We start from the raw sequence: 19,841 nt of genomic DNA on the forward strand, positions 1-19,841 counted from the left end.
CCTTGAAATAAGGCACACGCTAATGTGTTTAGGTGTAACGGTTGCGTCAAATAAAGGCAACCGTTGATTGCCTGATTGTGTTGTTAGACGTCGCTATTTTCTACCTGGGCGTCTGCTTCACGGTCAAGCAGGTACTGGGTTAACAGCCCAACGGGGCGTCCGGTAGCGCCTTTCTGCTTGCCGGAGTGCCAGGCGGTGCCAGCGATATCCAGGTGTGCCCAGGGGAAGTGGTCGGCAAAGCGTGATAAGAAGCAGGCGGCGGTAATGGTGCCTGCCGGGCGGCCACCAATATTGGCCAGATCGGCAAAGTTGGACTCCAACTGCTCCTGGTACTCGTCCCACAGTGGCAGGTGCCAAGCGCGATCCCAAGCGGCTTCCCCCGCGTCCAGCAGATCCAGCGCGAGATCGTCGTCGTTGGAGAGCAGGCCGGTGGCGTGGTGGCCTAAACCAACAATCACCGCGCCGGTGAGGGTGGCAATATCGACCACGCTTGCGGGGGTAAAGCGCTCGGCGTAGGTCAGCGCATCGCACAGCACCAGGCGGCCCTCTGCGTCGGTATTAAGCACTTCGACGGTGAGGCCTTTAAGCGTCTTGATAATATCGCCGGGCTTGGTGGCGTGGCCGTCGGGCATGTTTTCCGCGGCGGCAACGATAAACACCAGATTGAGTTTGGGTTTGATTGCCAACACGGCTTTAACGGTGCCAAACACGCTGGCCGCGCCGCACATGTCGAACTTCATTTCGTCCATGCCTTCGCCGGGCTTGAGCGAAATACCGCCGGTATCGAAGGTAATGCCTTTGCCGACCAAGACATGGGGTGCTTCGTCGGCATTTTCAGCGCCCTGGTACTTCATTACGATCAGGCGTGTCGGCTCGTTGCTGCCGCGGCCTACGGATAGTAGCGAGCCTGCGCCCAGGGCTTCCAGCGCATCTTCATCGAGAATGTCGACCTCGAGCGCGCCTTGTGAGTCGCGCCCCAACTGCTGCGCCTGCTCGGCTAAATAGCGGGGCGTGCAGATGTTCGCGGGCAGATTGCCCAGGGTTCGGGTGTAGTTGATGCCTTGGCCAATGGCGTTGCCCACTAACGCCCCCTGCTTCACCTGCGCAACAGCATCGGCATCGCTAATGATTAACGTCAGCTTGGCTAGGCTGGGGGCTGGCGCAGGCGACGATTTGAACTGATCAAAGCGATAAATCGCCCGTTCAACGGCTTCCATGACCTTACGCGCTTTCCAGGCCGGGTCGCGGTCAGTCAACGGAACATCGGCAAATACCACGCTGGCTTCGTCGATAGGCAGTTTCACCAGCGCGGCCATGGCCGCATCCAGCGCCTTGATAAAGGCCGCTTCCTGGCATTTTTCGCGCTCACCCAAACCAATCAGTAGTATGCGCTCGGCGCCCAGGCCCGGTGCAAAGGGCACCATCTGTACATTACCCAGTGCGGCGTCAAAGTCACCCCGCTCCAGCAATTGGCCGATCAGACGCTCGCTGGCGTCGTCCAGTTTGGCGACAGTGGGCAGTAAGTCACCCCCTTTAAAAACCGGCACCAACAAACAAGGTGTTTCAGCTTTGGCTGGGTTTGCGGTCTGAACGGAAAATTCCATGACGGCTCCAACAAGACAAGCATCGAGGGATTCGGGATAATGCCCCGTTGCTTTTGATTTTGAAAAGGGACTGTGGATAGTTTGATTAGTGTACCCAAGCCATACGCTTATTGCATGGCATCCTGCACGTCTAGCCGGAGAGCGCGTTGATTTTATTTCGGTATCTAACTCGCGAAGTGTTACTCACCATGTCAGCGGTTGCTGGGATTCTGCTGTTGGTGATCATGGGCAGCCGCTTTATCCGCTATTTTTCGGACGCAGCCGAAGGCGATATCCCTGTCACCATGTTGGGCAGCCTGATGATGTTTCACCTGCCTGGCTTTATGGAACTGATCCTACCACTGTCGTTTTTTCTAGGCATTCTGCTCGCTTACGGGCAGCTCTATATGAACAGCGAAATCACCGTGATGGTCGCTTGCGGGATGAGCCCCACTCGGCTGTTGAAAGTGACCTTGCTGCCCGCCAGCGTGGTGGCGGTACTGGTCGGGGTCTGCAGCCTTTGGTTGACGCCTTTGGGGGCGCTGCAAACCGAAACTGCGTTGGAAGAGCAGCGTAGCCGCCTGGACGTTTCGGTACTGGCCCCAGGGCGCTTTCAAGAATTTGGCGGTGGCCGTACCGCTTACATCGGCAGCTTCTCTAGCGACGGTACGGAAATGCAGGATGTGCTGGTGCACGAGCAGAACCAGCCCGGCGACGAAGGCACTCACGACTACGTTACCCGGGCGGCATCGGGCTATCAGGAAACCCGCCTCGAAACGGGTAGCCGTTTCCTGGTGCTGGATGACGGTGAGCGCTATGGGGTGACCCCGGGCGATAAAAGCGCTGAGCGACTCACCTTTGAGCGCTACACGTTACGATTGGGGTTGAATCGCGATCGACAGGAACTCGATTCCTTGGAGTATGCCACCACGCCTGCACTGTGGAACAACCCCAACCCCCGTGCCCAGGCCCAATGGCAGTGGCGTGCGGGTCTACCCTTAATGGTGTTTGTGTTGGCCTTGATGGCGCAACCGCTTTCCCGGGTTAATCCCCGCCAGGGGCGCTTTGGCAAACTGCTGCCCGCTGTATTTTTATACGTCGCCTATCTCAGCCTGCTGCTGGCAGTGGTCGATGCCATTGGCAGCGATACCTGGTCGACTACGTTGGGGGTGTGGCCGGTACACGGAGTGTTCTTAGGATTGGGCCTGCTAATGCTGTGGCGCTCGCAACGTAAGGGGATGCGCTGATGGTGCTTGATCGTCTTGATCGTTACATTGCCCGCAACGTGCTGGCGGCCATTGTCGTCGTTCAATGTGTGCTGCTGGGGCTGGATATTACCATGCCTATATCGATGATTTAGGCGATGTTCAGGCGGGCTATACCGCCTTTGATGCGCTCCTTTACCTGCTCATGCGCACGCCTTGGCGTTTCTATCAGTACGCCCCGGTGGCGGTGTTGATTGGCGCACTCATTGGTTTAGGCAGCATGGCCTCTAGCAATGAGCTCACCGTTATGCGCGCCGCGGGGCGCTCCCTGGCACGCATTGTGTGGGGCGTGATGAAGCCAGTGCTGGTGGTGGTCGTTGTGGTGCTGTTAGTCGCCGAGTATGTCAGCCCGCGCACCGAGCAGTATGCCGAGGCGTGGCGGCTGGAAAAGCTTCAGGGCGAAGGCGCTATGCTGACCAGCCGCAGCGGCTGGCAGATCGAGGGTAACAGCGTCTACCGTTTCGGCGCGATTCGTGCCGATGATGTGGTGCTTGATTTAACCCGCTACCGTTTTGATGACCGCCAGCTAGTCGAAGCTACCTACGCTCAGCGCGCCCGTTGGGAAGATGATGCCTGGCGGTTGGAAAATGTCGCGACCACACGCATTTTTGCCGACCACACCGAGTCCGAACAGACGGCAAGCATGGGCTGGGACACTTCCTTTACGCCCACCCAGCTAGAGCGGCTGCTGCGCGATATTGAGAGTCAGGCGCCCAGCGAGCTGTGGGCCTATGCCCAGTTCCTTGAAGAGCAGAACCTGCAGAATGACCAGGCACTGCTCTATTTTTGGCAGAAGATGCTGATGCCGCTCACCATGGGTTCGCTGGTGCTGATTGCCGCCTCCTTTGTATTTGGCCCACTGCGCACCGTGGCTGCCGGTACCCGGGTGTTTTACGGCGTTGTCACCGGGCTGAGCTTTAAGTACGTTCAGGATCTGCTGGCGCCCGCCTCGACGATTTTTGGCTTCTCTCCCGTTTGGGCGGTTCTGGTGCCGACACTGGCATGCGCCGGTGTCGGGATCTACTTTCTGCGTCGCAACGGTTAATGCCGCAACAGTGGCGCTACTTTTTAGCGCCTAAAAACCGCTAATAAACACCCAGGAGCTGAGAAAGAATGAGGGAGACACGACGCTTTACTCAGTTGGACAGCGTATGGCCAGCGGGCCTTGGTCGCCGTTTGGGCGCCATGCTGTACGACGGCTTTTTGGTCACCGCGATTTGGATCGCGGTGACGTCGTGCATATGCTGTTTTTCCGCTATGTGCTGGGACAGCAGCCCGAAGAGATTGGCACCACGGCCAGTGATATTTGGAGCCTGCGCCTCATGCTGGTGTTTTTTGTCACGCTGTTTTTTGTTTTTTCCTGGTCGCGCGGGGGGATGACCTTGGGCATGCAGGCGTGGCGGCTGAGGGTGCAAACGGCAGATGGCCGTTCGCTGAATCTGAAGCAGTGCCTAATTCGCTGCGCGGTGGCGTGGCTCTCGCTACTGGCCTTGGGTTTGGGTTACTTATGGGTGCTGTTTGATCAACAGCGGCGTAGCTGGCCGGATATCGCATCCAACACGCAAACGGTGGTTTTACCGAAAAAATAATTTCAGTCGGCATGTGGCGAAAAATGCTTTTACGCCAGTACGTTATTTTGCTACTCCTGCTTATTAAGACGAATGGATAGCAAAAAGCAGTGATTTCTACTTGATAAGATGTATGCGAATCATTTACATTCATCTCATGATTTCCATGAGGTGTCGCCATGTACGTTTGCGTGTGCAAGGGAGTAACCGACCATCAAATTCGCCAGCACGTTAGCGACGGAGCGCGCAGCTGGCGAGAAGTACGCGAGGCAACCGGCTGCGCAACGCAGTGCGGCAAGTGCGCGTGCTATGCTAAATCAATTACCCGCGATGCCGTTCAGGAAGCACGCCAAGAGGCCGATCTGGGACTCGCTTACGCTGTGTGACGCGAATCACTATTGTTAGGGTTATCTTTAGCAAATAACTGATTTGCTTGAACTTTTAGTCATCTTATCTATACTCTCAGAAACGCTGGGAGTATAGCTATTTGCGTCTATACTCTTCTCCAAACGTAACTGCTTGATCGTATTGTCTAAACTAGATTAAACATCAGCATTACAGTAGAAAAGGTGACGTTATGAAAGGTGATACGAAAGTTATTGAGCATCTCAATAAGGCGCTCGGCAACGAACTGGTTGCTATCAATCAGTACTTTTTGCATGCCAAAATGTACAAAGATTGGGGCCTGAAAGCCCTCGCCAAATGGGAGTACGATGAGTCCATCGAAGAGATGCAGCACGCTGACAAGATCATTGAGCGCATCCTATTCCTTGAAGGTATCCCTAATCTGCAGGATCTGGGCAAGCTGCACATCGGTGAAAACGTCAAAGAGATGCTCGAAAGCGATCTGAAAATCGAGCACGACGGTCGCAACGACTACATTGAAGCGATCACCTACTGCGAAAGCGTCAAGGATTACGTCACCCGCGATATGCTGCGTGACCTCCTTGCTGATGAAGAAGATCACATCGATCACATCGAAACCGAACTTGGTTTGATCGACAAAGTGGGCATCCAGAACTATATGCAGCGTCAAATGCAGATGGCTGGCGACGAGTAATTCACTCGCTGTTGCTCGCTTAACAAAAGCTAGACTCCCACACTAGCTAGACACTCAAATTAGATACACAGAAGCCAGTCAGTACTCACTGACTGGCTTTGTTCATCCTAAGACATCTCAAGCCTCATGGCGCTTTCGGCACCCCCGCTCTATTACCATTTCCTGTGAAAACCTGCGTTCGAATGTCATAAGCCTGACACGGTCATGCTGTTTGATAGTCCAGTTGATGCTGCACGTTTAATGACATAACCAGATGTTTCTTCGGCTCAGGCAAGGAATCAACCTTCATCATGACATTCACACGTACACCCTCACTGTTGGCGCTCGCTATTACGCTGGCTGCTTCACATTCGGTCAGCGCGGCGGATAAGTACTTCAACCGCATTGCCAGCTTCGCTATCCCCAGTAACATGACTGAGGGCGAAGATCGTAGTCGCGAAACCTCGGCGGAAATTATCGCTGCCTCCGGCGATGGTATGACGCTGGTTTACTCGGACAGCCCGCTGGGCGTGATCGGGCGCATTGATATTAGCGACCCCGCTAATCCGCAGCCGCTGGGCAATATTGATGTCGGTGGCGAGCCCACCGCAGTGACGGTGCTCGACAATATCGCCTATGCCGGGGTGAATACCTCGGTCTCTTATAGCGAGCCTTCCGGGCAGCTGCTCACCATCGATATCGAAAGCGGTGAAATACTTGCCTCCTGCCCCTTGAATGGTCAGCCCGATAGTGTGGTGGCCTCAGCGGCGCCCGAGGGGCGTTTCGTCGCCGTGGCCATTGAGAACGAGCGCGATGAAGACGCCGGCGACGGTCGTGTGCCGCAGATGCCTGGTGGCTCTGTTGCTCTGGTGGAGATCAATGATGCAGGAGAAGTGAACTGTAACAGCCTGCTCTACGCCGACGTGACCGGGCTTGCGGAGATCGCCCCGGAGGATCCCGAGCCGGAGTTTGTCGATATCAATGCTTTAGGTGAGATTGCGGTCACCCTGCAAGAGAATAACCACCTGGCGGTGATCGACCATGCTGGCAAAGTGGTGTCCCACTTCAGCGCCGGGGCGGTGGATCTGGACGGGATTGATGCCAGTGATGATGGTGCGCTGCTCTTTAATGAGCAGCAGTCCCAGCGCCTGCGTGAGCCGGATGCGCTGCAGTGGATTGACAGCGATCACTTTGCCATTGCCAACGAGGGCGATATGGATGGCGGCTCCCGGGGCTGGAGTATCTTTCATAAAAGCGGCCGCTTAGTGTATGAGTCTGGGGTGGATTTCGAGCACGCCGTGATTGAGGTTGGCCACTACCCCGATAAGCGCTCGGATGCCAAGGGCAGCGAGCCGGAAGGCATGGAGTTTGCTGTTTTTGACGGCACGCCCTATGTATTCCTGCTCTCCGAGCGGGGGTCGCTGGTGGGTGTTTACGACGTCAGCAACCCTACCGAACCGCAGCTCAGCCAACTACTCCCCTCGGGTCTTTCCCCGGAAGGCGCGGTGGCGATTCCCAGTCGCGGCCTGCTGGCGACCGCCAACGAGACTGACCTGGGCGAAGAGGGCGGCCCGCGCTCCCATGTCATGATTTACCAGTATCAGGACTCGCCCGCGGTCTACCCCACGCTCACCTCGGCGGGCAGCGATGAGCTGATCGGCTGGGGCGCACTCTCTGGCATGGTCGCCGCTGATAGCGTGCTCTATGCGGTCAACGACAGCTTCTACAGCGCTCAGCCGCGCATTTTTACCATTGATCCTTCCACGTCACCCGCGCGGATTACCGCCGCGTTGGAGGTGACCCGTGATGGTGAGCCTGCGCTGGGGCTTGATATGGAAGGCATCACCAGCGATGGCGAAGGGGGCTTCTGGATCGCTTCCGAAGGCAATGACAAAGGGCTTGCCAACACCCTCTATCATGTTGGCGCTGACGGTGAGATTGATCAGGGTATTGCGCTCCCCGAGGTGCTTGCCCAGCAGGCACTGAAGTGGGGGTTGGAGGGCGTGACCCGGATCGATCATCAGCTCTGGCTGGCGGTGCAGCGGCCCTGGAAGGATGACCCCGAAGGCATGGCCAAGCTGCTGCGCTACGATCTCGACAGTGGCGAGTGGGGTGCTGTTCACTACCCGCTGGATCGTGTCGATGAAGGGTGGGTCGGCCTGTCTGAGATTACCGCTTACCAAGGCGACCTCTATTTGATTGAGCGCGACAACCGCATCGGCGCAGATGCCCAGGTCAAGCAGGTGACCCGGGTCGCTTTGGAAGGCTTGGCACCAGCGCCACTAGGCGGTGAGCTACCGGTGGTTGAGAAACATCTCGTGCGCGACCTGATTCCCGATCTGGCCAGCTACAATGGTTTTGTAGTGGACAAGATCGAAGGCATGGCCATCAATGAGCAGGGCTATGCCTGGCTAGTCAGCGACAACGACGGTGTCGACGACAGCAGTGGCGAGACCTACTTCTGGTCAATACCGCTGGAGTAATGGCGTAGTGGTTCAGTTGCAATGGGCAGCCCAGTGGCTGCCCATTTTGCATGGTAGGTAAAAAAAGTAGGTAGACAATGGTAGGTAGAAAACAGAGCTGGGCGGGAGCTCTGTGCGCCTAACGCGCTGGTCGGCGAGAGCCTGCAAGACTGGAAAGCGACACCGCCAATACCCGCTGCCACCAGCACCACCAGGCGTCAAGCAGCGGTAGAAAGGACAGCATGAGAGGTAATCAACGGATATAAAAAAGCGCTGAAAAATCAGCGCTTTTTAGCTATCGAGCGGCACCTGGGGCCGGGTAGCGACGGGTTATTTCGCGACGGTGGTGGCGAAAGTTTCGTTTGTGCGGAAGTTGTCGGCGGGTTCATCTACCGCAAAGGTCGCCCGGCTCAAGCGGCGTACACGCTTCATAAACAGGGCAATGCAGAGCAGTGTGCCCAGTGCCGCCACCACATAGCTTAGCTGCAGCGGCAGACCAAAGCCGATCGGCGCGTAGGCTAAGTAGGTGAACGTTGCCATGGTCATGAAGGTAGCAGGGATCGAGGTGATCCAGTGAGGCTTACGCGATAGCACCAGGTACATGGTACCTACCCATAGCGCGATCACGGCGGTGGTTTGGTTGGCCCAGGAGAAGTAGCGCCACAGCAGCGTGAAGTCCATATGGGTGAGCGCGTAGGAGACTACAAAAAGTGGCAATGCAATCAGAATCCGCTTAACGATGGGCTTCTGCTCCACTTTCAGGTAGTCGGCAATGATCATTCGGGCACTGCGGAAAGCGGTATCGCCCGAGGTGATCGGCAGCACAATAACGCCGAGTACCGCCAGGGTGCCGCCGATCGCGCCCAGCATAGTGGTAGACACTTCGCTGACCACCGCGGCAGGGCCACCTGCTGCCAGTACATCAGAGAGTGACTGGTCGCCGTAGAACAGGCTCATGGCGGCGGCCGCCCAGATCATTGCGATAATGCCTTCGGTGATCATCATGCCGTAGAAGATTTTGCGCCCATTGGTTTCGTTTTGCGTGGTGCGCGAGATGATCGGCGTTTGGGTGGCGTGAAAACCGGAAAGCGCACCGCAGGAGATGGTTAAAAACAGCAGCGGGAAGATCGGCGCAGCGTCGGGGTGCATGTTCTGGAACGAGAGCTCGGGGATCGGAGCACCGGTGACCACCAGGCCAATACCGATACCTGCAGCGCTGAACAGCAGCAGGGCGCCAAAGTAGGGGTAGATACGGCCAATGACTTTATCAATTGGCAGCAGCGTGGCGATCAGGTAGTAAATAAAGATAGCGACGATAATCAGCGTCAACGACAGCGAGGTCATATTGGCCAGCAGCGCCGCGGGGGAGGTCACAAAGACCGTACCGACCAGCAGAAGCAGCAGAATCGCGAAGCCATTGACGACGTGCTTCATCGCTTTACCCAGAAACTTGCCGGCCAGTTGCGGTAAATGGGCACCGTGGTTACGGATCGAGATCATACCAGTCAGGTAATCATGCACGGCACCAGCAAAGATGCAGCCAATCACAATCCACACAAAGGCGACCGGGCCATACAGCGCGCCGAGGATCGGGCCAAAAATAGGGCCAACGCCGGCAATGTTCAGTAACTGGATAAGCGAGTTGCGCGTGGTGTTCATCGGCACATAGTCGATGTTGTCGCGCATGCTGAAGGCGGGCGTCTGGCGTTTACGGTTAGTCACAAACACGCGCTCAACGAACTTCCCATAGGTAAAGTAGCCCGCTATGAGCAGCAGGATCGATACAATAAAGGTGATCATCTAAGGTACCTAGAGCAGTAAAGGGATGGGCGAGCATGCCAATGAGCACACAAGCAGGCACTTCTTAAGCAGGGCTGAATTTACAGATAAGTGCTATAAAATCACAGTTAGACTTTAGTGGGCCGTAAACAAAAAACGGACAGCCATAGCTGCCCGTTTTCCCTTATCAGCAGCGTCTGATGTTACGACCCCGCTTTTACCAATGAGCTTTTTTTAAAGTCTCACGTATTAAGATTCCACGACGCCACAGGCCATACGGGTGCCGCCGCCGCCAAGATGGGGCTCATCTTTGTAGGTGTCGCCACCTTCATGAATCATGATGCTGCGACCCGGCATATCTTCCATGCTCAGGCGCGGCGCCAAAACCGGTAGGTTAGCTTCGCCATCTTCATTAACGGTCAGCACAGGGAGGTCGCCCAGATGGCCTTCGCCATAGGGGCCCTGGTGGGTGCCGGTTTCTTCGGGGTCATAGTGACCGCCCGCCGCGAAAGCCGCGGTCATTTCGCCGTCGTCATTCTCGGCAGGATCACAGCTGGCGTTCTGGTGAACGTGAAAACCGTAAACACCGGGTTCAAGATCCGTTAGCGAAGGGGTCAGCAGTAAGCCGTGATCCGTATGCTCAAGGGATACGGTACCGATTGACTCTTCATTACCCTCGGTGCTGACTTTATGCATCTCGACATCAAGCGTTTCATTCGCTTGTGCCGCTGAGGTAGCGAGCAGCAGCGAGGCGGCAATAGCGGTAAGCGGTGTTGAGAAACGTATAGTTGAATAGCGCATGGTGATCTCCTTCCGAATCCATGGAAACGCTGTGGCAGCGTTGCTTATTCAAGGTAGCTGGCGAGCCGTTACTTCGCCACCCGCCTAGCGAGAATCTGCTGAGATATGTTGTAAATTCAGTAAAGTAGCCGTTAGTGCTTGCGTCCGCGGCACCAGCGTATCGAGTAAGCAGTACTCCTCATCAGTATGCATTTTCGCACCGACCGGGCCGAGGCCACATAGAGTGGGAATGCCTAAGCTGGCCGTCCAGCCCGCATCGGAACAGCCGCCGGTAAATTCGCCATCAACCGCAAAACCGATCGCTTTAGCTTGCGATTGATAAAGCGCAAACAGCGCGCTGCTCATACGCTCTTCAAGCGGGAAGAACTCCGACGTCTGCTCAATGGTGGCTAGCGTGCCGGGAATCTCAGGTTCGGCGATTATCGCCTCAATGGCTAGATAAAGCTGGTCACGTTGCGCTGTGGTGACAAAACGGATATCCAACTGCGCGGAGGCAGAAGGCGCGACGGTATTGCGTGATACCCCGCCGGTGATGGTGCCCACATTGGTGGTAATGCCTGCCTCGTAATCGGTCAAGGCGTGCAGTCTGATGATTTTTTGGGCGAGCGCTTCGATGGCGCTGGCGCCATCGGCATGGCTAACGCCAGAGTGGGCGGCTTTGCCGGTGACGTTGATCAAAAAACCAGCACCTCCTTTACGCCCCGTCACCACATTGCCGCTGATGCGCCCAGGCTCGACGTTCAAGACGCCGCGAGCCCCCTCAGCGGCAGCTTCAATAAACGCCCGCCCATCCGGCGAGCCTATCTCCTCGTCGGCGGTAAACAGCGCGCGAACGGGTAGCGGGCAGTTGGGCAAACGGCTTAACGCGCGTAGCACAAAGCAGTTCATCACCAGACCGCTTTTCATATCGGCCACGCCAGGGCCAAAGCCAAGGTTCTCTTTTTGCGTATAGCCTCGGCTTGCCACGGTGCCGGTCGGAAAAACCGTATCCCGGTGGCCCATAAGTAGCGCATGGCCTTGGCCAGCCTCACCCAGTTGGGCCTCTAAAATATCGCCTGAGTTGGGGCGTTGGTGGCGTATCACCGTGATGCCATCCTGTTCGAGCCACTGGGTAATCAGGTCGGCCACCGCATCCGTGCCCGCTTTGTCATAGCTGTTGGAATCGATATTGACCAGGGCCTCCAGGCAGTCAACCATTGCCTGCTGCTGCCCCTCTAGCCAATCGCAGGCTTGTCGTATTAGTGGCTCTTGCATGACGCTCGCTCCTTATGAATCTCTGCACCTTGGGCACTCAAATCCCAGAATAGCCCCGCCATTAATATAAGCGCTTCTGAGGCAATGCTTCCCAACAGGTGTTCGTCGGGGGCGTGTTGCGAACAGGAGGGGTAGGAGTGGGGAACCCATAGTGTGGGTAAGCCCAGCGTCTCGGCAAATACGTCGTTGGGTAATGAACCGCCCAAGTTAGGCAGTAGCGTGGGGGTTTTATGGGTCGATAGCTGCATTGAGGTTAACGCCCAGCTCACCCAGGGGTCTTCAGGATCAAGCCGCGTCGCATTCATCTGTGACATGCGCGCTGCGCTCACTTTAATATCGTGATAGCCGTGTTGATCCAGGTGGTGGCGCAAATGGGCTAAAAAGTTATCCTGGTCGCTGCCCACCACATAACGCAGCTGGCAGTGGGCGTAGGCGTGGGGGGGAATCGCATTGGCCGGGGCGTCCGGGTTGCCTGCCTTCATGGCGAGCACTTCTAGCGTGTTCCAGCCAAACAGGCGCTCAGCGGGGGATAGCCCTGGCTCCCCCCAGTCGGTGTCGATGGCGGGTGCATTGTCACCAACCCCTACCTCGAGTAAGGCAAGCGCTTGGCGCACGGCGTCGGGTATAGGCGCTGGGCGTAACCCTTCAATCTGGATCACCCCATTGGCGTCTACCAAGGTGGCAATTGCATTGGTTAACCGCACGGCAGGGTTTTTGAGCACGCCGCCCCAGTTACCCGAGTGGTGGGCGCCTTCACGGGCCTGGAGTTTAAGGTCAAAATTGAAGGAACCCCGTGAACCTAAAAACAGCGTGGGGGCGTCAGCGTTCAAACGGGGGCCATCCGAACCGATAAACACATCGGCCGCCAGCCGCTCGCGATAGCGGTGGCAGACCTCTTTTAGCCCCGGTGAACCGGTCTCTTCGCCCATCTCCAGCACCAGCTTCACGTTATAGCTCAGACGCCCGCCGTTGGCTTTTATCACACAGCCCAGGGCGGCTAAATTAATCGTGTGCTGGCCTTTGTTATCGGCGGTGCCACGGCCATACCAGCGATCCCCCTGCTGGGTGATTTGCCAAGGTGACAGCCCGTCGGCCCACTGGTCATCATAGCCACGTATTACATCGCCATGGCCGTAGGTTAATACGCTGAAGGCGGCCTCTGGCTCAACTCTTTCCGCGATAAGAAAGGGCCCAAACCCTGCCACCGGATTATCGACGATTTCCCATGTAAAACCGAGCTGCTCGATGTCCGGAATAATCTGTTCAGTGAGGTAGCCGTGAAGCTCCGCCAGCCGATTGGGTTCCTGGCTTTCACTGCGGATGGCAATACGCGGGGCAAGCTGAGCATAAAACTCACCACTATCAAAATAGGCTTTGGCATTGTCTAAGGCGTGTTGGCGCGACATAACTATTCCTTTTAACGTGAGGCGTTAATTAACAGCTGTTAGGCAAAGTGGCAGGCGACACGCGCCTGATTGCCCTGACGAGTCGCCTGATCAGACGTCTGAGCAATAGCGCTCAGCGTTGGCGCCTGCTGTGAGCATGTGGGCTGAGCAACGGGGCATCGAGGATGAAAGGCACAGCCCGAAGGTGGCTGTGTAGGGTCGGGTTGCCCCGCCCCAAGGCCGATATCCGGTACTCCCAATCCAGGTTCTGGGGTCAGCGCAGAAGCCAACAGCGCTTGGGTGTAAGGGTGGCGAGGCGCGGTGAAGATTTGTTCACGAGTACCCTCTTCGACAATTTGGCCCAGGTACATCACCGCCAGCCGATCCGCTAGGTGCTCAACCACGGCAAGGTCGTGACTAATAAACAGGTAGGTAAGGCCAAATTCATCCTTAAGGTCGAGCAGGAGATTGAGAATCTGGGCCTGAACCGACACATCCAGTGCGGAAGTGGGTTCGTCACAAATCACCAGGTCAGGACGCATAATCAGCGCTCGGGCAATCGCCACCCGCTGGCGCTGCCCGCCAGACATTTGCCCTGGGTATTGCTGGGCCGCGCGTTTGGGCAGCCCGACCATATCGAGCATCTCCTCGACTTTTACGGCCTGCTCCTTGGGGGTGCCAATGGCATGAATACGCAGCGGCAGGCCAACGATCTGGGCAATCCGCTGGCGGGGATTAAGTGACGAATAAGGATCCTGGAAAATCGGCTGTATATGGCGGGCCAGTGCCTTTTGGTTAGCGTTAACAATCGCTTTGCCATTGATCAGCACATCGCCTGCGCTAGGGAGCGTCAGCCCCAGCAGCATTTTGGCCAGGGTACTTTTACCGCAGCCTGATTCGCCCACCAGCCCCATCACCTGACCGCGGGGAACGCGCAGCGATACATTATTGACGGCTTTTAAGGTACGGCTTTTATGCAGCATCCCGCCGCCCAGTTTGAATGTTTTGGACAGCGCGCAGAGCTCAAGGGCAAGCGGGTCAAGAGGGATTTCGGCACTGCTCATAGTATTACCTCCTGAGCGTTTATCGTTGCCGGGTTGGCCAGCTGATGGGCAAAGTGGCAGCGCGATAGGTGTCCGTCGGCGACGGTTTGTAAGGGTGGAGTGGAGTGACAACGCTCATCCGCATGGTCGCAGCGATTACAGAAGGCACAGCCCTCGACCTTATCTACCAAGCTGGGTACTACCCCTGGAATGGCCTGCAAACGGCTGCCCGGCAGCGTTTTGCCAGGTGTCGGTATGCAGCGCAGTAATCCTTGGGTATAGGGGTGGCTGGGAGCGTGAAAAAGCGCCTGGGCAGAGGCGGTTTCAATCACCTCACCGGCATACATCACGGCAACACGGTCGGCAATGCGGGCAACGACGCCCAGGTCGTGGGTAATGAAGATAACCGCGGTACCAAACTCCTGCTGTAAGTCGCGTAGCAGGTGCAGAATTTGCGCCTGAATCGTCACGTCCAGCGCTGTGGTGGGCTCATCGGCGATGATCAGGTCGGGTTCACACATCAGCGCCATGGCAATCATCACTCGCTGGCGCAGCCCGCCCGAGAGTTGGTGAGGGTATTGGCGCATACGCTCTTCGGCGGCGCTGATACCCACCCGCTTGAGTAAATAGAGCGCACGGTCGTGGGCGGCTTTACGCGATACCCGCTGGTGACGGCGCAACGCTTCGCAGAGCTGATTACCCAGGGTGTAGGCGGGGTTGAGGGCGGTCATGGGCTCCTGGAAAATCATCGCCATGCGCGCACCGCGCAGGTTGCTGCGCTCGTGCTCAGACACCGTGAGCAGATCAACGCCGTCAAAGTTGAGACAGTCGGCGTTGATCTGCGCTTTGCGCGGTAGCAGGCCCATCAATGCCAGCGAGGTCATGGATTTGCCACACCCAGACTCGCCTACCAGGCAGAGCATTTCACCGCGCTCAACGTGAAAGTCGATGCCCCGCACGGCGTGAAGCGTGCCTTTGGCGACGGGTAAATCAACACGTAGCTGTTTTACGCTCAGTAGTGGTGGGGCTGGCGCTGTTGAACGCTCAACGGATGATTGATTACTCATTGCGGCCTCCCGGTGCGCTTAGGTCGCGCAGCCCATCACCTAGCAGGTTAATCGCCAGCACCAGCACAAACAGGGCACTGCCGGGGATCGTAATCACCCAGGGCTGAAAGAACATATAGGCTTTGCCTTCGGCGATCATCAGCCCCCAGGAGGGTGATGGCGGCTGCACGCCCATGCCCAGAAACGACAGCGTCGCTTCAAGCAAAATGGCGTTGGCGACTTCCAGGGTGGCCACCACAATGAGGGCACCGACGATATTGGGCAGCACTTCGCGCAGCAGAATGTAGTGCAGGGGGCAGCCCAATGCCTGGGCGGCTTGGACATACTCGGCGTCACGCAGTTGCTGGGTGGCCGAGCGGGCAACCACGGCAAAGCGATCCCAGAGCAGTAGTCCTAACAGCAGCGTAACGGTGAGCATCGAACCACCGATCAGCGAGGCCATGGCAAGCGCCACTAACACCACCGGCATGGCCAGACGGGTGGTGAGCAGATAACTCACCACCGCATCAATGCGCCCGCCAAAGTAGCCCGCTAACACGCCCAAGGTGGTACCAATCAAACCGGAAATCAGCGCGACTACGATGCCGATAAAGAGTGAAATGCGGGTGCCATAAATCAGCCGGCTCAGATAGTCGCGGCCAAGGCGGTCGGTGCCTAAGGGGTGCGTCCAGCTTCCGGTTTCGTGCCAAATAGGTGGCACCATGCGGTTAGCGGTATTCTGTAAATAGGGATCATGGGGGGCTAGCCAAGGGGCCAGAAGCGCCACAATCCCTAGTGAAGTGATGATCAATAATCCTATGGTTAAGCTGCGGTTATTGAGCGTGCTGCGCAGTAGGCGAGATTGCCAACTGCCGACTAAGTGTTGCTCTGCCGCCACCGGTGAGGAAAGGGTGTGTGCCATGGTGTTCTCCGTTAGCGCGCGCGTAGGCGTGGGTCTAAAACTGCGTTGAGAATGTCGGCAAGTAGCGTCAGCACGATATAAAACAGCGCAATGATCAGAACGATGGCCTGAACCACCGGATAGTCATTGCGGGAAATGGCGTTCCAGGCCAGCTGCCCCAGACCGCGCAGCGAAAAGACGGTCTCGATAACCACCGAGCCGCCGAGCATAAAGCCCAGCTCCACAGCCGCCAGCGCTACGACAGGAATCACCGCATTGCGTAGCGCATGTTTGAAGATCACCGAACCAGTTCGCAGCCCTTTGGCTCGCGCGGTGCGGATGTAATCCGCCTCAAGCACTTCCAGCATGCCGCTGCGGGTGAGCCGCATCATGGCGGGGGTGGCGTAGTAGCCCAGCGCAACGGCGGGCAGCACAAAGCCTTGCCAACTATCGCTGCCTGCGGCTGGAAACCACTGCAGCTTGACGGCAAACAGGATGATCAGCGTTAAGCCAAACCAGAAATTCGGCATCGCCTGACCGGTCACCGCAATCGCCATGGCCATGCGGTCTATCCAACTGCCACGCTTGAGCGCGGCCACTACCCCGAGTGGAATAGATACGAATAGGGCAATCGCCAAGGACATCACCCCCAGGGTCATGGTCACCGGTAAGCGCTCGACCACCAGATCCATGACATCGCTCTGGTAATAGTAAGAGCGCCCAAAGTCGAGCTGTACGGCTCCCCAAAGCCAACTGGTAAACTGCTGAATCACCGGGCGATCCAGGCCGTAATCCGTTCTGATTTGTTCTACCTGCTCGGCGGTGGCCTCGGGGCCGCCTATGGAGAGTGCCAGGTCACCCGAGAGCTGTAGCAGACTAAAGCAGAGCACCGAAATGGTGAACGCGACGCTAAGCGCTATCAGCGTGCGCTTGAAAACAAATGCCCACATAAAGCATCACTCCCTCGCTGCGGAAAGCGAGCCGTGGCGAGATTGCCACGGCTGCCATTACGTTGATCACACGCCGTTACTTCCAGCTCGCCTCGTAGAAACGGGGGAGTTCGTCGGGGTAGGCGGTGAAGTCGAGATCAGCGGTGTGGGCGTAATAGGTGGAGTAGGAGAATAGCGGCGCCCAGTACGCTTGCTCGGAGATGCGGGCGAACGCTTTTTGATAGTGCTCTGAGCGCACATCAGGATCTACCGAGGTGTCGGCGGTCTGAAGCCACTCTTGCACTTGGCTGTCCTGCCAGAGATCGTCAATACCGCCTGTGAAGTAGACGCTCACGAAGGCCGATACATCGTTAATAGAGAAGGAGCCCCAGGCTTTAAAAGACATATCGGTTTGGCCGTTACGCTGAAGCTCAAGTAGCGCGGGGGAGGTCATAAAGCGCAGGTTGGCATTGATGCCTACGGCGCGTAGATCGCCAATCATCGCTTCGGCATAGTCGCGTTCCCGGTAGGCGTGAAGGTCGATATCAAAACCATCGGCGTAACCCGCTTCGGCGAGGAGTTCACGGGCTTTTTCAGGGTTGTACTCATACTCGATAACGTCTTGTGTTTCACAGCCGAACTGGGTGGGAAAGCAGGGGGCGTAGAGGGCCTGGCTGCCGCCGCGTACTAGATCATTAGCGAGGCCTTCCCGGTTCATGGCGTGGTTAATAGCTTGGCGCACGCGAATATCATGTAACGGCGAATCTTCTCGGGTCGCGGAGTCCAGGCCGATATAGCCGACGCGCATGGTTTCGCCACCGAGCACGCTAAGCTGGGGCATACCGTCTAACGATTCAGCTTGATCCGATGGTACGCGCCAAATCCAATCGACTTGACCGGACATTAACTGCGCCATACGGGAGTCCGCATCGGCAATCGCCTTGAACTCGATATTGGCGATCTCCGGCTGACCAATGGGGCTATCGGTAAAGTAGTCATCAAAGCGCGTCAAGCTGACGCCATCCCCTGGGCGGACATTGGTAATCCGGTAAGGGCCGGTGCCTACGGGCTCGCGGCTAAAGCCCTCGATACCGACTTCCTGAAAATACTCATCGGGATAAATCGGCATCGGGCCAGCGAGGTACTCAAGGGCCGCTGGGAAAGGCTCCTTGAGATGAATGCGAACCTGATAATCATCCAGTTTCTCGACGCTGTCGATCCAGTCGACATTCTGGCGTGTCACCACCCGTGACTCCGGTGACACCGCATAGTTAAAGGTGAAAACAACATCGTCGGCGTCGAAGGTCTCGCCGTTGTGAAAGGTCACTCCCTCGCGAAGCACAAGATCCAAGGTCGAGTCATCGACCCACTCCCACTCTGTCGCCAAGCGCGGTTCGTACTCGTTGGTTTCAGGGTTGCGGTAAATCAGCGTGTCCCAGGCCAGATGGGCGAGGATAACGCCTTCGCGCAGGTTGTTGTGGTAGGGACTAACGTTCTCAGGTTCGCTGTCAGAGGCATAGACCAGCGTGTCATTGGCCTTGCCCGCCACTGCCGACGTGGCGAAGCCGAGTAACGTAATTGAAGCAGCCCAAGCGGAAACAGCCCGAGCGAGTTTGCGTTGTGGATGCATGTCATACCCCGTTATTTTTTACTAAGAAAGGTTATGAGCGTTTGGCGTACCAGCGGGGCTTTTATTGTGTTGGATGAATTGCCCACTGAGTTAAAACTAAGCTATTGATTAGTCATGCCGCCAGTGCAATGTTTAGAATTTATCATTGCCGTTTCGGCAATGATGATGGCGAAGGAAGCCTTTATGAATTCACGGGTGCTACAAGAAACCGCGTTACGCTATTTTTTAGAAGTCGTGCGCTGCGGCTCCATCAGTGAGGCTTCGGGGAAGCTAAACGTGGCGCCTTCGGCGATCAGTCGTCAGATTGCCCGGCTGGAAAGTGAGTTGGATACGCTGCTGTTTGAACGCCGTGCCCGGGGCATGGTGCCGAGCGCCGCAGGCGAACTGTTGGCGGTGCACGCCCGCCATATGCAGCTGGAAGCCGACCGTATTGGCAGTGAAATTCTGGCGCTGCGTGGATTGCAGCGGGGCAAGGTGCGCTTGGCTAGTTCAGAAGGCTTTGCCGTGGATTTTTTACCGGCGGCCATCGCCGCTTTTCGCAAGCGCTACAGCGGTATTCATTTTCATTTGATGGTGGGGCCACCTGCCCAGGCGACCCGGCATGTCAGGGAGGGCAATGCAGACATCGGTATTACCTTCAGTCTAAAGCCCGAAGCAGATATTAGCGTCGCGCTTAGACAACCCGCGCCGATTATGGCGCTGGTTTCACCTGGCCATGAGCTAGCCGCGAAAAAACACCTAACGTTAGCGCAGCTACAGCGTTATCCACTGGCGCTACCCTCGCCAGAAACGACTCTGCGGCAGCTGTTTGATATCTGCTGTAGTCGCCAAAATTTAGCGTTTGAATCCATTTTTAGCAGCGATTACACCGAAGCATTGATTAACTTCGCTATGCTGGGGGGAGGCGTGGCGCTGGCTGGTGAGATCTCCGTTCGTTACCGCATTTATCAACATCGTGTCGTCGCGATTCCTATTCGAGACCAGGGCATGGACTCCCGCTTTATCGAAGTCCAAACCCTCGCCAATCGCACCTTGCCGAGTGCTACCCAGGCTTTTTTGGCGTTTATTAACGAGCATATACCGGCTGGGAAGCTGCCGTTTTTACCAAATTCACAGCTATTGACGGATATCCATGCGCCTCCTGAGTAAACAAGGG

The 19,841-nt window shown here is 56.7% G+C and carries 15 protein-coding genes and 2 pseudogenes; 7 read left to right on the forward strand and 10 right to left on the reverse strand.

What is annotated here, in order from left to right; genetic code table 11:
* Positions 1–83 precede the first annotated feature (83 nt).
* Positions 84–1,604 (reverse strand): leucyl aminopeptidase, encoded by a 1,521-nt coding sequence (locus OM794_RS02920; protein WP_226250145.1) that lies wholly within the window; start codon positions 1,602–1,604, stop codon positions 84–86.
* 146 nt (positions 1,605–1,750) lie between these two features.
* On the opposite strand from OM794_RS02920, the gene lptF reads away from it, so the two are divergent.
* The 6 genes and pseudogenes from lptF (at position 1,751) to OM794_RS02950 (ending at position 7,938) form a co-directional block, all read left to right on the forward strand.
* The gene (gene lptF, locus OM794_RS02925) at positions 1,751–2,830 is read left to right on the forward strand and encodes an LPS export ABC transporter permease LptF (RefSeq protein ID WP_226250146.1); all 1,080 of its coding nucleotides are present in this window, start codon (positions 1,751–1,753) and stop codon (positions 2,828–2,830) included.
* Positions 2,830–3,893, forward strand: a pseudogene (gene lptG, locus OM794_RS02930) (LPS export ABC transporter permease LptG). The gene lptF and the pseudogene lptG overlap by 1 nt, the downstream one beginning before the upstream one ends.
* A gap of 68 nt (positions 3,894–3,961) precedes the next feature.
* Positions 3,962–4,437, forward strand: a pseudogene (locus OM794_RS02935) (RDD family protein).
* A 158-nt stretch (positions 4,438–4,595) separates the two neighbouring features.
* On the forward strand, positions 4,596–4,802 hold the full coding sequence (locus tag OM794_RS02940) for a (2Fe-2S)-binding protein (RefSeq protein ID WP_088698395.1): 207 nt from the start codon (positions 4,596–4,598) through the stop codon (positions 4,800–4,802).
* 191 nt (positions 4,803–4,993) lie between these two features.
* On the forward strand, positions 4,994–5,476 hold the full coding sequence (gene bfr, locus OM794_RS02945; RefSeq protein ID WP_009288515.1) for a bacterioferritin: 483 nt from the start codon (positions 4,994–4,996) through the stop codon (positions 5,474–5,476).
* Between the two features lie 290 nt (positions 5,477–5,766).
* On the forward strand, positions 5,767–7,938 hold the full coding sequence (locus OM794_RS02950; protein WP_226250148.1) for an esterase-like activity of phytase family protein: 2,172 nt from the start codon (positions 5,767–5,769) through the stop codon (positions 7,936–7,938).
* 309 nt (positions 7,939–8,247) lie between these two features.
* Here OM794_RS02950 and OM794_RS02955 read toward each other — a convergent pair whose 3' ends face one another.
* The 9 genes from OM794_RS02955 to OM794_RS02995 all read right to left on the reverse strand — a co-directional run bounded on the left by OM794_RS02955 (position 8,248) and on the right by OM794_RS02995 (position 18,685).
* Positions 8,248–9,717, reverse strand: a complete 1,470-nt coding sequence (locus tag OM794_RS02955) for a carbon starvation protein A (RefSeq protein ID WP_226250149.1) — start codon at positions 9,715–9,717, stop codon at positions 8,248–8,250.
* A 228-nt stretch (positions 9,718–9,945) separates the two neighbouring features.
* On the reverse strand, positions 9,946–10,497 hold the full coding sequence (gene sodC / locus OM794_RS02960) for a superoxide dismutase family protein (RefSeq protein ID WP_088698388.1): 552 nt from the start codon (positions 10,495–10,497) through the stop codon (positions 9,946–9,948).
* A gap of 84 nt (positions 10,498–10,581) precedes the next feature.
* The gene (locus OM794_RS02965; protein ID WP_226250150.1) at positions 10,582–11,751 is read right to left on the reverse strand and encodes a M20 family metallopeptidase; all 1,170 of its coding nucleotides are present in this window, start codon (positions 11,749–11,751) and stop codon (positions 10,582–10,584) included.
* Positions 11,736–13,157: a M20 family metallopeptidase gene (locus tag OM794_RS02970; RefSeq protein ID WP_226250151.1), complete on the reverse strand. Its 1,422-nt coding sequence runs from the start codon at positions 13,155–13,157 to the stop codon at positions 11,736–11,738. The genes OM794_RS02965 and OM794_RS02970 overlap by 16 nt, the downstream gene beginning before the upstream one ends.
* A gap of 38 nt (positions 13,158–13,195) precedes the next feature.
* Positions 13,196–14,200, reverse strand: coding sequence for an ABC transporter ATP-binding protein (locus tag OM794_RS02975; protein WP_226250152.1), 1,005 nt, complete (start codon positions 14,198–14,200; stop codon positions 13,196–13,198).
* Positions 14,197–15,246, reverse strand: coding sequence for an ABC transporter ATP-binding protein (locus tag OM794_RS02980; RefSeq protein WP_226250153.1), 1,050 nt, complete (start codon positions 15,244–15,246; stop codon positions 14,197–14,199). Before OM794_RS02980 ends, OM794_RS02975 begins: the two co-directional genes overlap by 4 nt.
* The gene (locus OM794_RS02985; RefSeq protein WP_226250154.1) at positions 15,239–16,147 is read right to left on the reverse strand and encodes an ABC transporter permease; all 909 of its coding nucleotides are present in this window, start codon (positions 16,145–16,147) and stop codon (positions 15,239–15,241) included. Before OM794_RS02985 ends, OM794_RS02980 begins: the two co-directional genes overlap by 8 nt.
* A gap of 11 nt (positions 16,148–16,158) precedes the next feature.
* Positions 16,159–17,076 carry an ABC transporter permease gene (locus OM794_RS02990; RefSeq protein WP_211596241.1) on the reverse strand — a complete coding sequence of 306 codons (918 nt, stop codon included), beginning with the start codon at positions 17,074–17,076 and terminating at the stop codon, positions 16,159–16,161.
* A gap of 76 nt (positions 17,077–17,152) precedes the next feature.
* Positions 17,153–18,685 (reverse strand): ABC transporter substrate-binding protein, encoded by a 1,533-nt coding sequence (locus tag OM794_RS02995; RefSeq protein WP_226250155.1) that lies wholly within the window; start codon positions 18,683–18,685, stop codon positions 17,153–17,155.
* Between the two features lie 183 nt (positions 18,686–18,868).
* Between OM794_RS02995 and OM794_RS03000 the strand changes: the two genes are divergently transcribed.
* Positions 18,869–19,834 carry a LysR family transcriptional regulator gene (locus OM794_RS03000; RefSeq protein WP_226250156.1) on the forward strand — a complete coding sequence of 322 codons (966 nt, stop codon included), beginning with the start codon at positions 18,869–18,871 and terminating at the stop codon, positions 19,832–19,834.
* Positions 19,835–19,841: the final 7 nt, after the last annotated feature.

Origin of the sequence: Halomonas sp. BDJS001 (assembly GCF_026104355.1) — a bacterium.
GTDB lineage: Bacteria > Pseudomonadota > Gammaproteobacteria > Pseudomonadales > Halomonadaceae > Vreelandella.